The following is a 15940-nucleotide window of genomic DNA, read 5'->3' as shown; positions in this document are numbered from 1 at the left end:
GCGTAACTACTTAATTTAGGGACTCGTTTCTTTATGACGTAATTACATTTAAAAGTAATGCGACAAGCTCCCCCTCTAGTAAAAATCACCCGCTGGGACTTAGGAATTTTGTTTCTTTTCGTTAGTCTTTCTGCCCTACTCTTTAAACTTACCAGCGATTATACGTATCCGGAAGCCATCCGCTGGATACTTACTCGGTACGCAGCCGTTCCGGCTATTCATCTGCTCCCCCTGGACTTAACGGAAGATCGGTATAATCATTTTTCTTTATTTTTCTTCGGCTACGGACTCGTAACTCTGGTGGCTTTTCTTTTCTGCTTAAAGAAGCTGAATTTTTCCTTTCCTAGCTTTATTCATACGGCAACGACTCGTTTTGTTTCCCTGCGTACCGTTTTTCTGCAGCATCGACTCAGTGCTCTTTTCTTACTGGGGATACTCGCTCTGGCTATTTTCCGATGGATCTATTACCTAACCCAGTATGCTCCTTACATTGATGAACTTTACTCGTACTATAACTGTAGCAAACCCGGCTTCCTGCTCACGTTGGTGTACTACCAGAAGGGCAATAATCACGTTTTTTATAACCTGATCAATGCTTTACTCGATACGTCCCTGACCAATCCTCTCATTTTGATTCGTGGCGTTTCGCTGATTTATTTTCTGCTGACTTTAGTGCTGGTGTATACCTACAGTCTGAAAAAATGGGGACTGCTTTGCAGCCTCTTCACCACGCTGACGGTCCTGATCCTACCATTGAGTAGCCAATTTGCTCACCACGGACGGGGTTATACTCTTATTAGTTTATTGGCTTTACTCTCGGCCTTTAGCGTACGAGCCTGGTTGAAATCGTTCCAGCCTTTTTACCTGCATCTATTGATTCTTTGTACGGTTTTGGGGGCCTATACGATTCCCGTGTACATTTATACCTTCTTGGGTTTGCTTCTGTTTATTGCTTATACACTCCTGAAAAATCGGCAGTATCAGCACTTCCCAGCAATCATCTGGACGGGATTAGCCATTGGTTTAGGAATCTTCTTTCTGTACCTGCCCATCTTCTTATTCAATGGCTGGGACGTACTTTTTCAGGCCAATAGTTTCTTTGAGAAGCTCAGTATTTTCGAAATTATTACGAATGTCTACCAGAAGACCTTCTTACGACGCTGGCATGGCCTGCTTTTCTGGCAGCAAATTACTTTCGTTCTTATTCTGTTCGCGGTTATGATCGTGGGTTATCGGTACCGTAGCCAAGCATTCTTTCGTTCTTTAGCGGATAACTCCTGGGCGATTCTTTTTCTGTGTGGAATCCTAGGGGGAATGATCGTCGTAGCGTTGCAGGGGATTATTCCCGGAGGTCGGGTATGGACGTATTTGGGCGTGTGGTTAAGCTTGGCTCTGGGTAATTTTCTGTATCAACTCTTACGGGCGAACGTACCACCCAAATTCCTTTTGATCGGGATGACGATCGAACTTCTTGTACTTTCCATCTACAGCTTCCGCGTGTATCAGGATGCGATCTCCAATTTATATTTTCCAGGATCCGGAAATTTATCCCGGACCACTCAGCAATTGGCCCGGCAATTCGTGCGTACTTCACCGAAACGGATCTTCGTGAGCGAGTACCACATGCTCCACATGATTCTGCTCGAAAAAGACGTACAGTCCGCTGATTCCTTACTCCTTGACATGAACCAGCCCCTGCCGGTACGTTACGATTACCTGATTTTAAGTCCCGATCAGACGGGACCTTCCTACCCCAACTATCATAAAGTTTTGGCTTTGAGCCACCGGGGAGCCTTGGTTTATAAAATTTATCAACCGATTCCTTAACGATTAATTAGCCTTCTTTTCCAATACCACGTAACACCGAAAGGCCAGCAACGATCGTACCGGCGTGAGCATTTTTTCGGCAAACTGGAATAGCGGAATCAGACCGTCCGGAATGAAAGATTTGTTTTCGAAACCACCCGAAGCGGGGTACAGAAGGCAGCTTAAGCGGTTTTGCTGTTTGATCTGGAGACGGCCTTTGAATCGCTCTTCAAATTTTTTTCGATCCCGGTAAAACAGTAGGTACGGAATGGCTTGATTGGCGTCCCAGGGGTCTTTTTGATCGATCCCGGTTTTGCTAAAATAATCCACGTCCATGATGAAAGGTTCGGGGTGAAACTTCCGGTATATGGGCAGCGAAAACGGCGACGGATACGGCTCTAGCATGATCAGACGCCCGCCCGGCTGTAATACCCGATAGGCTTCTTCCAGAAAATGGACTGGATTCGACAAATGGTGTAGTACATCCACCATCACCAAATTACTGACTTCTCCCGCCTGAAAAGGCATCTGATGAGCATCGAAAACCAGATCGATCCAGGGATGCGGCTCGATATCGGACGTGATCACATCGGGTTTAAACTCCTTGAAATTACCACCCCCGCCCCCCAGCTCTACGGTCGGACCGGATACGGGACTCAAATCCTTGAGAATCATCTGATACCACTCGGAATAAATGATCCGCAGAATTTTCTTTTCGTGCCATTTTTTTCGATGGCGTCCCAACATGTCTTCCAGTTGCTCGGGGGTGTACGCAGAATGACTCATTCGTCCGTTACTAAGGTTCGTCGCAAAGAAAAAGAATAAAGCTTACTCCGCCGGAAATCGGCTCATAAAAAAAGAACTTCCCAAACCAGGTCGGGAAGTTCTTTCAAATCAAGCGTTTACTTTATTGAATAACCACTTTCACGACCACCGGCTGGTGATCAGAAAAATAACGTTGATTCAAGGATTGATTAAACGTAGCGTAACTGAGTACCTGAATGGACTTGCTTGTAAAGACATAATCAATCCGGTCTTTCATGGGAGCGTCGAATTTAAAGGCATTAAACGTGCCTACTGGACCGTACGGGGGCATTTTAGTTACTTCGCGGGAATCGCTCAGTAAGGTCTGCATTTCCTTGATCTGCTCGGTTTCGGGCGTGGAGTTGAAGTCTCCCGTACAGATGGTTGGTGCCCCTTTGGCAATCTCTTTGATCTTTTTCACCATCAGCTTACCCGATTCCCGACGAGCGACAACGCCCTCATGATCAAAGTGTACGTTGAAAAAGTAAAACTGCTTTTTGGTCTGCTGATCCTGTAATTTCACCCAGGAACAAATGCGGTTACAGCAGGTTGCATCCCAGCCTTTACCGGGCTTCTCGGGCGTTTCGCTCAGCCAGAAATTTCCCGAATCCAGTACTTTGAAACGGTCTTTTTTGTAGAAAATCGCGGAGTGTTCACCTCCTTCTTTTCCGTCGTCCCGACCTGCTCCAAAGTACGTGTATCCGCTGCCTTCGGCAATGTCTTTCAATTGACCCACCAAAGCTTCCTGTACTCCAAATACATCAAAATCATGGTAGCGAACCTGAGCTTTCAGATTGTCTTTACGATTGGGCCAGGCATTCTCGCCGTCGCCGGGATTATTGTATCGAATGTTGTAGGAAGCAACCGTAATGGCGTTGTTTTTCTGAGCAAACGTGGCCGAGAGCATACACACCGCAGCCAGAAAGGTAAAGAGTACTTTTTTCATTGCATAGAGAGATTACGAATCGGCCGCCGCCGTGATTCGGTCAGAAGCCGCTAAAACGAAAGTAAACTTACGAGCAAAACCGGAAACCGCCCCTTACCAGCCGGATTTTGTCCCAAAGCCGGGTTCATTTGGCGATCATCTTTGGGAACAGGGCCTGCAACCCCATTTTTCTTTCCAACGACGCAGAATGTTGTTCAGCCTAGCCAGAATCGTTGGAAAGCCATTACGAATTCACCACAATGTTTACCCTTAAGGTGCTGCAAAAGTATGCCTACTCGGCAGGAAGACTATTACTAGAATATTAATTTCAGTCGGTAAATCATTAAAAAACGACACGCAGCGTATCGATTTATTAGGAATTTACTAATCGATTGAGCGAATCAACGATTGCTTTACTTATAGCTGGCTGGAGGCGGGCTGGTCTTCATTCAGCCCTAATTTATTCGCCAGCCAGCCCAGCGTTGTTCCCTGCAGCAGTACAGAAATCAACACCACGGCAAAGACGATATTGAAAATAACATCGGCGATCCGTACGCGGGCAATGAGTGGAATCAGGCTAAACACAATGGGCGTTGCTCCCCGTAATCCCACCCAGCTTACAAACACTTTTTTCTGTAAACTAGCCTTGAACGGAGCCAGTGATACGAAGACGCTGAGCGGTCGGGCAATCAGAATCAGGAAGAGACAAACGATAAGGGCTTGGGGCAGGTAAGCTACCATGTTACGCGGAAATACTTGTAAGCCCAGCAGTACGAACAAACTGATTTCCATCAGCCAGGAAATACTTTCAAAGAAAAGGTACGTTTCCTTTCGGCCCAGCCATTTTTCGCGGTGACTACTGATCACCATACCGGTTACGTACATGCCCAGTAGTACATTGCCGTGCCACATCATCAAAGCTCCGATTCCAATCAGAATCGTCGCCAGAATCAGTACCGGATACATCCCCCGATTCACTAATTGCAATCGCTGTAAAATTAAACTCGTGGCTAAACCCAAGGCACCGCCCGCCAGAAACCCGATGGACATTTCCTTAACGAACAACCAGAGCCAAGGGCCGATATGAATCTCTGGCTCGTGGAGCATACTGGTGAACATAGTCGTCAGGAAAAAGGCCATGGGGTCATTCGTGCCGGATTCCAGCTCCAGGGTTTCTGAAATGTTTTCTTTCAGTCGCAGGCCTTTCGAATTCAGAATGGAGAATACAGCGGCAGCATCCGTGGAGGATAAGACGGAACCAATCAGAAACCCTTCCAAGTACCGAATGCCAAAAGCGACGTGCAGAAACAACGCTACCGAACCCGCCGTCAGCAAAACGCCTACGGTGGACAAGACCAGCCCTCGGCCCAGAATCGGTTTGATATGCCGAAAGTCCGTTTCCAGCCCACCAATGAATAGGATAATGGCCAGGGCCAGATTGCTGAAGGAATGGGTAAATTCGGGGTAATCGTAGATGAAATCAAAGGGGCCACCGTTCCCTAAAAAAATACCTAAAGCCAGGTACATCACTAGACTAGGTACCCCAAAACGATGCGATGATTTGGTTAGGATAATGCCAAAAAACAGGAAAAAGCCGAGCAACAAGCAGATCAGCGGAAACGTAAGCGTCATAAATTCAGGGTTGGGATTAATTCATAAGCCGTAAAAGCTGTGCCAGTACTCAAACTCCCTTATTTCAGTGGTCAGTAATTCATACGTCGGGGCTTCAATCCCCCACCTAATTCTAACAAAAAAAGCAGCCCCGATGGAGAGCTGCTTCTTTGTCAGTGTCAAACGTTATTAAAAGTCGTAACCTAGTGAAACGTGGAAAATAGGTGTTTGCACGGCCGTATCTTCAACCCCCCAGGCCAAGTCCCCTTTTACGTAGTACCCCAGGAACAGGGTCCGCACGCCTACGCCATACCCAATCAGATACGGATTTTTGAAATTATTGACGGTCGCGTACCAAGGACTTCCCTGCGGATTAATAATCTCGGTATTCAAACTATTTTGCCGACTAAATGGTCCACTTCCCGTCCAGGCAGTACCAATATCCGTGAAGGCAGTCAATTGGAAGTTTTGCAGGAACGTAGAGGTAAGCGGTCCACGGCTTAGTACTTTAAATACCGGCCAGCGTAATTCAGCATTGAACAATGCGTAGCTTTCGCCCGACAATTTATTCATCCGGAAACCCCGCAAAGGCGTAACGAAATCCGTAAAGAATACATTACGGTAATCCATATTAAGCGGATTCAGGGGGTTTTCGGCGTTACGCACTTCCCGTACCGTACCGAAAGGAATCCAGTTATCGATTCCACCGAGTATGCTTTGCTTGGGAGCCTGTCCACCTGAGTGACCAAACGATATACGAGTGGCTAAGGTAAGATCCCGGTAGATTTTGGTATAGTTACGGGCATCGAGCGTAATCTTGAAGAAGCTTTCGGCGTTTGACCGCATCCCCTGCTGTTGTTGAGCCCGCAGTTTCACCCGGGTTCCCTCAAGCAGATTCATACCACTGCTTCGCGTATTGTCATACACTACTTCACCCTGTAATCCGACAAAGCTGGACACCGCGTCGGGTAAACCAATGCCGCCCTGCGAGCCATCCACGCGATTCAGGCGGGTATACATGGGAGAAGCCGATACTCGCAACGCCTCCGTAAAGGGGTACGAAGCCGTGAGTGTAAGTCGGTTATAGCGGTACTTGGTAAAAAGTCCCGAAGCCGGAAAACCATCGGTAAAGGCTCGACGATCAAAGCGGGCACTAAAGTCAATTCGGTGAACGAGATACTGATATTCGGCAAAAATCTCGCTGGTCCGGAAGGTCGGCGTAATGAATAGTCCGCCTTTGATGATGTTATTTTCGAGTAAGTCGTTGACTGTAATGGTGTTCTGCCAACCAAAGCCACTTTGATTCACCAGATAGGGCAAAACCAAAAATTGGTTATTGGTATTATTCACCACGAACACATCCTTGTATGCCGTTGGCCCTTTCAAACGCGTGGCATCGCGGCGTACTACGGTCGTTCGACTCCGGGAGTTCGTAATGACCCGTGGTGAAGACGAAGGCTTGTCGGTACGGCGTTCCGTTACTTTCAGTCCTTCCAGATCGAACTGATAATTATCCGTATCGATCTCACCTGGTCGCAGGGAATTGAGTCGCGAAGGCGTCCCCACACCCACGGGAGCTTTAGTCGGATCGGTGGCACCACTGGCGGGCTGGTTGGTACGAGCTACGCCGCCGTTCATTCGGATACTCCGTCCGGTAGCCGCTGTTTCACTGGCCTCTACGGGAGCAAGTCGAGGCAAGAATTTCACGGCCTGCCGACCATTTTCAATGCTTACATACGCCAGTGCTCCACTGCTCGGGTGATAATCGTAGGCCGTCATGCTTTCGACAAACTGACTCAGGGGTCGAGCTTGCCGCGAGGTCGTGTCATACGTGAACAGATTTTGAATCCCCTGCTGATCACTCAGGTAGAACAGTCGTTCGCCGTTGGCGGCCATGGGTTGCAGGGCCTGATCTGCCAACCGTTCCAACACCTGACTCCGTGGATTACCGTCGTGTAGGTACAGATTAAAACGATTGGGCAGCGTTTTGGGAGCCGCCGTTGAAAGCGTATCGTTGGTCCGGTTAGAAGCAAAAAGTACGCGGGTCGTCGAACGGCCCACGAAGGCAGGCGTCAGATCGTCGTACAAATCGTTGGTGAGTTGCAGTACCGAGTTCCGACTCAGGTTGTACAGAAAAAGATCGTTTTGTCCCTTACGGTCGCCACTGATGGCCAGTACCGAGCCGTCCTGCGAGATGTCAAATCCGGCAATTTGAGTAAAGCCGCGTACCGTCCGGCGAGCTTTCAGGCGTAAGCCTTTCTTCTCGCTCTCCACGAACTGATGCAACAGGGTACGGTCATCTTTTTGTTCGAGCACATTCAGCGTACCGTTATCCTGCCAAGCCAGTAAGGGTGCCGATACGGGTAGTTCCCGCGTTAGAAAACGGTCGCCACCTTTCAATAATTGCGTTTTTTGCTGCCCCTGCGTATCAGTCAGATACACGTGGTACTGTCCGTTATCCATGACCGAATAGGCGATCCACTGCCGATTGGGGCTTAGCTTTACCTGTTCGATTTTATGACCCGTAAAGAGCGGATAGCTGGCTAACGTACTACCGGAAGGACTCTTGAAAGCCGCAGCGGAAGACGTGGCCATTTGCGTGTAATAGTCCCGCCAGTCGCTTAGGAAACGGTTATAGGAAATACCAAGGGTGCTGGAAATACTGGTTTGTTCGGTACGGATGATCCGGGTCAGATTGAGAATATTCGAGATATTATCCCGACCATAACGCTCCGCAATAAAGTTCCAGATCGACTGTCCGACGCGGGTTGCTTCGGGTCCGCTGAGGTGAGCGGGTTTCTTGAATTTCTTATTCAGGGCTACATCCCGCATGTAATCGTCAAGCTCGCGGCTCCAGCCTTCGGCTACGTAAGCCGTGATTCCCGAAATGAACCATTCGGGCAGCGACAGCAGCAACTGACTTTGCAATGCGTCTTTCAGACTGCCGCCGTAGAGCATGTCGTATACAAACACCGAAGATACTTCCTTGGCTAACTTCTGCCGAAAGGCAATATGATCGGCCGTAAAAGCAATCTGTACGCGGGATTTGGAAAGGTTTTCCTCCCGAATGGCTGCTTCAGAATTTAGCGAGACCCCGATGTTGCTTTGCTTGAGATCGCTGGGCGAGTCGTACAGAAATATCTTGGTACGGCTGTAGGGCGTGTAGCTCAGAATATCGGTAATTCGATCGAATTCCGACTCGGCCATTTGAGCCGTATACGTCGCCAGCGAGCGGCTGTTTCCGTGAAAGTATACTTCAAAGTTAGGTGTGGTGTAAACCTGCCATTCAAAGCGTTCCCGCTGGATTCGATTCTTCCCGAATTCCTCCATGGAAGGCATGAATACCTGGGCCTGGCTAGTAGCCGCTCCCAGCAGGATTCCACTCAATAAAGAAACTTTAACAGTATTGGTCCAATTCATGGTGTAGGGCTGGATCTACTCTATATACTCACCCACAGAAGCATACAGTTATTCGTTGATTTTGCTGAAATATAACGAATGGAATCGCTGGATATTCGCTTCGGGGTCCAGTTCTTTCGTATGAACCAGAAAATCAGCGAATTGTTTAGCCAAAAAGGGTGCCATCGAGGTGCCTTTAGAGCCTAATCCATTAAAGATTCCAATACTGCGATACACCGGATGAAGACCGATAAACGGTCTGCGTCCTTGCGTAGCTGGACGAATGCCAGCTACCTGTTGCTGAATCTGGTAGGGTACCTGAAGCAGCTTGTTCAGCTTTTCCGTTAGGTACGCCCGCCCTTTTTCCGAAGGCTCCCAGGTGAGGTCGTTCCATTCGTAGGTGGCTCCGGCCCGGTACACGCCCGCCCCCTGGGGTTGTATCCAGACGCTTTGGTTGACAATGCCCGGTACGGATTCTTCCGGTAGCTGTAGCGTCAAAATCTCGCCTTTCACGACGGCCCAGGGAAGCCAGCTGAAATACGGATTGAACCGACCATACGCTCCTTCGCAACTGATGACCTGACGGGCTTCGTAGGTACGCCAGGTAACGGAATCCGAACCCGGTACGACTTCCTCCCATCGAAATTCAGTCTCTACCAACGAATCTTCCTGTACTAAAATTTTACGAATGGCCGATAATAAAGTAGGCAAATCTACCCAGGCCGCTTGTAGGGTTTCGAGTCCGCCTAACGCGTTATGGATTAGACCTGCGTAGGCTTCGTTATTTTCTGCCAAACGAATGTACCCTTCCAGGACCGGATTGGCCGTTTGGGCAATGAAGAAGTTCTGTTCTTCAATGGATTGATACGGGCGATACACCGGAATCGGATAAAAAAAGGATGCCTGTAGCTCCTTCTCTAGTGCGGGGTAAAACTGATGCAGATAGGGAAACAAATCATCCGCCAGCCAGGTCTTGGACAGCTTACGGCCCGTGACGGGATTGCAGATCCCCGCGGCCACCCGCGAAGAAGACGGACGCAGGTCATCGATGACGCGTACGCTGTAGCCCCGCTGCCGGAGGGTCCAGGCTAGTACCGATCCGGCAATCCCCTGCCCCACGATCAAGTAATCAACTGTTTGCATACTTACTATTCAAATACATCTTCAAAATACGACAAAAAGAACGGCCCTGTTACAGCCTTTTTCGAAGTCCTTAGAAAAACACGTCGATCCTTTCAGAACAAGTCTAGATACTGTTAAAACATTGTATGGCAAACGAAACTTCATGCCATACATAAATCTAACGTTACTGACTTTACCCATATAATCTTTCAATATTATTCGTCGCATCCATTTTGCCTAACGACAATCTTTCATTAAAATCAAGCCGCAAAAAACTTGGGTTTCTTCCTTTTGAACCTTAATCTTTTCTATTGTTACGCATGAAAAAACGCCTTACTTTCTTTTTATGTCTTACTCAATTAGCCACTGCCTACGCCCAGCGGTCGTACTACGGAACGGAGGAAAAATGGCCGGAACAGGATACCACCAGTAAGTTTTACACCGTAAAAGGCGAACGTCATGGGGTTAGCTTTTTCAAGAAACATCAGTTTAAGGAAGTCGAATACAAACCCGGCAAAACCCTGAATTTCAACACGTATCATTCGCCGGACGTCATTTATCACTGGTGCCGGACCTGGGCCGCTCAGTATCCCAACCTCGTAGATCTGTACGAAGTAGCCAAGAGTTACGAAGGTCGACCCATTCTACAGATGACCCTGACCAACAAGAAAACCGGCAAGCATACCGACAAACCAGCAGCCTATTTTGAAGGCGGACGGCACAGCGGCGAAGTCACCAGTAGTGAATCGGTACTATGGATGGCCAAGCATTTGATCGAAAACTACGGTAAAGACGCGGCCATCACCAAGCTGCTGGATACTAAAACGATTTACCTGCGGCCCGAAAATAACCCTGATGGTTCGACGATGTACCTGTTTACGGCCCAGCGAAACCGCAGTACGGTACACCCCAAAGATGACGACCGGGATGGCCTGCTGGACGAAGATCCGGAGGAAGACCTCGATGGTGACGGCGTAATTTATCAGATTCGGAAGAAAGCCAGTACGAATGAACGGGAGAAAGCCAATTATGTCATCGATCCCCGGGATCCACGCTTGATGAAACGGGTACTGGAAGGCAAGGGTGACTGGCTGGTGTATACGGAAGGGATCGATAATGACGGGGATGGCAAGTTTAATGAAGACGGTATTGGCGGCCTCGACAACCACCGGAATTACCCCGAAAACTGGCGTCCGGATCAGGGCGGCGACTTTACCGGACGCGGCTACACGCAGGGTGGTGCCGGAGCCTATCCGCTCAGCGAAGTGGAAACCCGCTCGACGGTACTGTGGCTGCTGGGGCATCCACATATTTCGGTCGTCAACTCCATGGATACGCGGGTACCCATGCACCTGCGACCGCCTTCGACGTCAAAAGATACCGAAAGTATGTTTCCGGCTGACCTAGACATCTATCGCCACATGGATAGTCTCGGGCTGGCTCATACGGGCTACCCCTGGGCGGGTGATGTATACCATACCTACAGCACCCGGAGCAAAACGAATCGAATGACTGGTGATCCTAGCAAGCCTGAACCCTTGTTTGGGCACGGTCCGGATTTTGGCTATTTTTATTACGGTTCGATCTGGTACGGGGATGAGCTCTGGAATGGCGGAGCCATGAAAGATTACGACGGCGACGGGCAGTACGACGAATACGACGGCCTTCGCTGGGACGATGAAGCCAACGGCAAAAAAGGATTTAAACCCTGGACCAAGTTTACGCATCCGCAACTGGGCGACGTAGAAATTGGCGGTTTTCATCCGAAATTTTTTGCTCAGAATGGTCCGCCGACGGTACTTGAACACTGGATTTCCAAACAGGCCAAATTCAATCTGAGCATGGCCTTTGAACTTCCGCAGATTGAACTCACGAACGTTTCGGTTAAATCGCTGGGTACGGATGAATACGAAGTCAAAGTAAACTGGACTAATTCCGGGAAATTACCCGTCGCACTGGAGCAGGCTCAACGCATCAAAATTGTCCAGGAAGACCGCCTCATGCTGGACCTCGACAAAGCTCTTTTGAAAGGCGATACTCAGGCTAAAGTCATCATTACGGAACCTTCTCTCTTTGACAAAACCATCTACGCGGGCTATACCGGACCGGGCGAGAAAAAGGAAGCGATTTTCAAGGTAAAACTCAACCAGAAGGGAAGCATAAAAGCAAAAGTTAAACTCCTCTCTACGCGGGGCGGCTATCAGGAGAAGGAAATCACGATTGGTAAATAGGGCTTTTCTTTCGTAATAGAGAGGTATTGGGGTTTGAGGGGGTGTGAGGTTTGAAAAGGACTTTTCTCAAACATTACAGGGTTTACTATGGTTTGAAAAAGTTTGAAGAATGTGAGGTTTGAAAAAGATTCTCTCGCATCAGCGGGGTTATCAGCCCGGAAACCCATCAAAGCAAAGAAGTCCGCTCTTTCAGAACGGACTTCTTTCGTTTATAAAGCCTGAGCGATTTTCTCGTCGGCCCAGCCTTTGATCAAGGCTACCTGTTCTTCAAACGTCAGATTAGAATTATCCAGTACCCGGGCATCTTCAGCCTGACGGAGCGGCCCTTCCGAGCGGTTCATGTCGATGTGGTCGCGTTTGGTCAGGTTTTCGAGTACTTCATTCAAATCTACCAGTTCGCCTTTTTCCAGTAATTCTGCCTGCCGACGTTGGGCCCGAATCAGTGGATCGGCGGTCATGAACACTTTCAACTCCGCCTGCGGAAATACGACGGTTCCAATATCACGCCCGTCCATGACAATTCCTTTGTGTTTGCCCATTCGCTGTTGCAGGGCCACCATCGCCCGACGTACTTCCACTACGGCACTCACCTCGCTCACCATCTGAGAAATGTACATCTTACGGATTTCCTCCTCTACGCACAGACCATTTAGATACGTTTCATTCAGCCGTTTCTCCGGATTGAACTGAAACGAAATGTGAATATCCGCCAACGCCTTTTCCACTTCGTGGGGGTTCGTTCGCGATACGTAGTGTTGGTGAAAATACAGGCTCACGGCCCGGTACATAGCTCCGGTATCAATATAGCCGTACCCGAGCTGGGCCGCCAGAGATTTGGCAGTCGAGCTTTTTCCACAGCTGGAGTACCCGTCGATGGCAATGATTATTTTTGGCATTTTTATCAGAAATTGCTTCGAAAAGCACCTGGGAAGTTCTTTCTGTATAGAACTTTGGCAAAGGTAGAAAGTTTAACCCAGCGTTGGAGGGCTATTTTTGAGTAAACCCGAGTGGAGGTTTAATGTTTGAGGGTTTGATGCTTGGTTTCAGGTTTGAACCGAGTTTGAATTAGTTTAAACGGAGAAGGGCAGGTTATTGCTGTTGATCCGCTCACAGTAAACTTCCATCCGAAAATTGAATGTATTATGACAGAGATCAGTGGTCAGCTTGTTGATATTCCGGGTCGAGTGATTCGTCCGGTTACGATTTTGATTGAAAACGGCGTGATTAGTCAGGTACAGGATAATCCCCAGGCTCCGCTTCAGTACCTGATGCCGGGCTTCGTGGATGCTCACGTACACGTCGAAAGTTCCATGCTCAGTCCCGCCCAGTTTGCCCGACTGGCTGTACCGCACGGTACCGTCGGCACCGTTTCAGATCCCCACGAAATTGCTAACGTACTGGGTGTACCGGGCGTGGAATGGATGATTGACAGTGCCCGAAAAGTACCCTTCCACTTTTGTTTTGGAGCTCCGAGTTGCGTACCCGCCACGCCCTTCGAAACGGCCGGAGCTGTCGTAACGCCTGGCGACGTGGAGTACCTGCTGAGTCAGTACCGGGAAGTGGGTTACCTTGCGGAAGTGATGAATTTTCCCGGTGTCATCAACGGCGATCCGGATATGCGGGCCAAAATCAGTATTGCTCAGGAACTGGGTTATCCCGTCGATGGACACGCTCCCGGCCTACGGGGCGAAGCGGCCCGGCAGTACATTGCGGCGGGTTGCCAGACGGATCACGAATGTTTTACGGCCGAGGAAGCACTCGACAAATTGCAGTACGGCATGAAAATCCTGATTCGGGAAGGTTCGGCGGCCAAAAATTTTGATGCTCTGATTCCGCTGTTGCCGGAACATTACGCCAACCTCATGTTCTGCTCGGATGACAAACACCCTGACGGACTGGTACTCGGTCATATCAATTTACTCGTCAAACGGGCCCTGGCTTTGTATCCCGATCGCCTCTTTGAAATTCTGCAAATGGCCTGCCTCAATCCCGTCGAGCACTACCGACTTCCCGTCGGCCAGCTACGCGAAAGTGATTCGGCGGATTTTATTATAGTCGATTCCCTGACGGATTTCAATATTCTACAAACGTTCATCAAAGGCGAATGCGTAGCCGAATTGGGCCAGTCCCGCATTCCCAGTTATTTGAGTGAGCCCATCAATCACTTTCAGGCAACCGAAAAGTCACCGGCTGATTTTCAGATACCATTCTCGGGTAATGAGGCTCAGGTACGTGTGATTGAAGTACTGGACGGGCAGTTGATTACCAATGCTCTGAACGAAACGGTTGCCGTAACCAATGACCTGGTCCAAACCGATACCGAACGGGACGTGCTAAAAATCGCCGTAATTAATCGCTACTCGGATGTCCCCCCGGCGGTAGCCTTCATTCGGAACTTCGGTCTGAAAAAAGGAGCCCTGGCGTCCTGCGTCGCTCACGATTCGCATAACATTGTGGCCGTGGGTGTTGACGACGAATCCATTGCCCAGGCCGTTAATCTGATCATTCAGGAAAAAGGAGGTATTGCTGCGGTTGACGAACGCGAAGCTCTGGTCCTACCCTTGCCCGTCGCGGGTATTCTGAGCGGCGAAGATGGGTACTGGGTGGGCGAGCAATACGCGACGCTGGATGCCTTTGCCAAACAACAACTGGGCTGTACGCTGGCGTCGCCGTTTATGTCGCTTTCTTTTATGGCTTTGTTGGTCATTCCGAGCCTGAAGCTTAGTGACAAAGGACTGTTTAACGGCGATAGCTTTCAATTTACCAATGTATTCAACTGATTGTTTTCATGCGAAATCTGCTTCTGTTTTGCCTCGGCTTAGTGGTCTTTTCAGCCTGTAAAAACCGCGAAATTCCTCAGGATGAAGTTGTACAAACCTTAACCGAATACGGCAAGGAACACCCGGAAAACCGCGTCAATATCCATACCCGGTTCGGGGACATTGAGATCAAATTGTACAACGAAACGCCGCTTCACCGGGCCAATTTTATCCGCATGATCAACAGCGGTTTTTACGACGACCGGGGGTTTTACCGACTGGTCAAAGGCGTCTGTATTCAGGGGGGTGGCGAGCAGCGGGATCAGTTGAACTATACGGTTCCAGCGGAATTCCGGCCCAATCTTATTCATAAAAAGGGTACGCTTTCGATGGCTCGGTACTCGGACAATAATCCGGAGAAACGCTCCTCTTCTACGGAATTTTTTATCGTTACGAAGGGCATTTTTTATAATGAAGAAGAGTTGGCCAAGTACCCACCGGCCCTGAAATCCATTTACCTGAAGCAAGGAGGCGAAATCATTTTTGATCAGGAGTATACCGTTTTCGGTGAAGTAACCAAGGGGCTGGACATTGTCGACAAGATTGCTCAAATGCCCCTCGGCGGTTTCGAACGGCCAACCGAAATTGTGAAGTTCTCCATGAAAGTACTGGATTAGAAAAGCAAGCTTTTCATCCGTGCGTACCCGTTAACGGAAGCTTTCGAAAGGCAGTTTTGTCGTCGATCACCTTGGAGAGTTCTCCATACTAGGCAAAAACGGCTTCGTTCTGAACTAAGATCTTCGTAAGTAGCTGATTACTAGCAGTCGTCGATCGCCAGGGGTTTTCCTACCATTGGTGATCGACGACTATTTTCATATATGGAGTTAAATAAAAACTATCACAGGAAATTAGAAAAGGGGTTTTTAGGCTGTAATTTAAGGGGTCTTAATCGTACCTAGTTGGAATTGAAATGTTTCGATGGTTTCGAGCTTCTTTGCTATGTTACCGTCTTAATCGTACCTAGTTGGAATTGAAATTAAGCTCCGGCGTGAACATGCCGACTGGTTTAACCAGTCTTAATCGTACCAGTTGGAATTGAAATTGGGTTTCCTAGAGCTGACGACCTTCCTCGAAGTTACGTCTTAATCGTACCAGCTGGAATTGAAATCCGGATCAACTACTTTCTTCGGCTTGTTCTTTGCCGTCTTAATCGTACCAGTTGGAATTGAAATGTAATAATCTTTGAAATATGCAATCCCTTCAGAGCTGTCTTAATCGTACCT

At 48.8% G+C, this 15940-nt stretch carries 10 protein-coding genes; 4 read left to right on the top strand and 6 right to left on the bottom strand.

All coding sequences use genetic code 11. The annotated features are described in order from the left end of the window. The first annotated feature begins 57 nt into the window (after nt 1-57). Nucleotides 58-1827 (top strand): hypothetical protein, encoded by a 1770-nt coding sequence (locus ACOJTG_RS21760; protein ID WP_420155733.1) that lies wholly within the window; start codon nt 58-60, stop codon nt 1825-1827. Between the two features lie 3 nt (nt 1828-1830). Here ACOJTG_RS21760 and ACOJTG_RS21755 read toward each other — a convergent pair whose 3' ends face one another. The 5 genes from ACOJTG_RS21755 to ACOJTG_RS21735 all read right to left on the bottom strand — a co-directional run bounded on the left by ACOJTG_RS21755 (nt 1831) and on the right by ACOJTG_RS21735 (nt 9688). Continuing rightward, nucleotides 1831-2592: a class I SAM-dependent methyltransferase gene (locus ACOJTG_RS21755; protein WP_420155732.1), complete on the bottom strand. Its 762-nt coding sequence runs from the start codon at nt 2590-2592 to the stop codon at nt 1831-1833. A 121-nt stretch (nt 2593-2713) separates the two neighbouring features. Next, nucleotides 2714-3556 carry an endonuclease/exonuclease/phosphatase family protein gene (locus tag ACOJTG_RS21750; RefSeq protein ID WP_420155731.1) on the bottom strand — a complete coding sequence of 281 codons (843 nt, stop codon included), beginning with the start codon at nt 3554-3556 and terminating at the stop codon, nt 2714-2716. Between the two features lie 396 nt (nt 3557-3952). Continuing rightward, nucleotides 3953-5167, bottom strand: a complete 1215-nt coding sequence (locus ACOJTG_RS21745; protein WP_420155730.1) for a potassium/proton antiporter — start codon at nt 5165-5167, stop codon at nt 3953-3955. Between the two features lie 168 nt (nt 5168-5335). Continuing rightward, nucleotides 5336-8566 (bottom strand): hypothetical protein, encoded by a 3231-nt coding sequence (locus ACOJTG_RS21740; RefSeq protein WP_420155729.1) that lies wholly within the window; start codon nt 8564-8566, stop codon nt 5336-5338. 48 nt (nt 8567-8614) lie between these two features. Further along, nucleotides 8615-9688 carry an NAD(P)/FAD-dependent oxidoreductase gene (locus ACOJTG_RS21735; protein WP_420155728.1) on the bottom strand — a complete coding sequence of 358 codons (1074 nt, stop codon included), beginning with the start codon at nt 9686-9688 and terminating at the stop codon, nt 8615-8617. A gap of 299 nt (nt 9689-9987) precedes the next feature. On the opposite strand from ACOJTG_RS21735, the gene ACOJTG_RS21730 reads away from it, so the two are divergent. Further along, nucleotides 9988-11898, top strand: coding sequence for a M14 family metallopeptidase (locus ACOJTG_RS21730; RefSeq protein ID WP_420155727.1), 1911 nt, complete (start codon nt 9988-9990; stop codon nt 11896-11898). A gap of 209 nt (nt 11899-12107) precedes the next feature. Here ACOJTG_RS21730 and cmk read toward each other — a convergent pair whose 3' ends face one another. Next, nucleotides 12108-12794: a (d)CMP kinase gene (cmk, locus tag ACOJTG_RS21725; protein WP_420155726.1), complete on the bottom strand. Its 687-nt coding sequence runs from the start codon at nt 12792-12794 to the stop codon at nt 12108-12110. Between the two features lie 246 nt (nt 12795-13040). Here cmk and ade point away from each other — a divergent pair, with 246 nt between their 5' ends. Both ade and ACOJTG_RS21715 read left to right on the top strand, forming a co-directional pair. Continuing rightward, on the top strand, nt 13041-14678 hold the full coding sequence (gene ade / locus ACOJTG_RS21720; RefSeq protein WP_420155725.1) for an adenine deaminase: 1638 nt from the start codon (nt 13041-13043) through the stop codon (nt 14676-14678). 8 nt (nt 14679-14686) lie between these two features. Continuing rightward, nucleotides 14687-15334, top strand: coding sequence for a peptidylprolyl isomerase (locus tag ACOJTG_RS21715; protein WP_420155724.1), 648 nt, complete (start codon nt 14687-14689; stop codon nt 15332-15334). Nucleotides 15335-15940: the final 606 nt, after the last annotated feature.

The sequence above is a fragment of the Siphonobacter sp. genome (assembly GCF_048595215.1).
Classification (GTDB): Bacteria; Bacteroidota; Bacteroidia; order Cytophagales; family Spirosomataceae; genus Siphonobacter.
The sequence above is the reverse complement of the archived record's forward strand: the minus strand, read 5'-3'. Positions and strand labels throughout refer to the sequence as shown.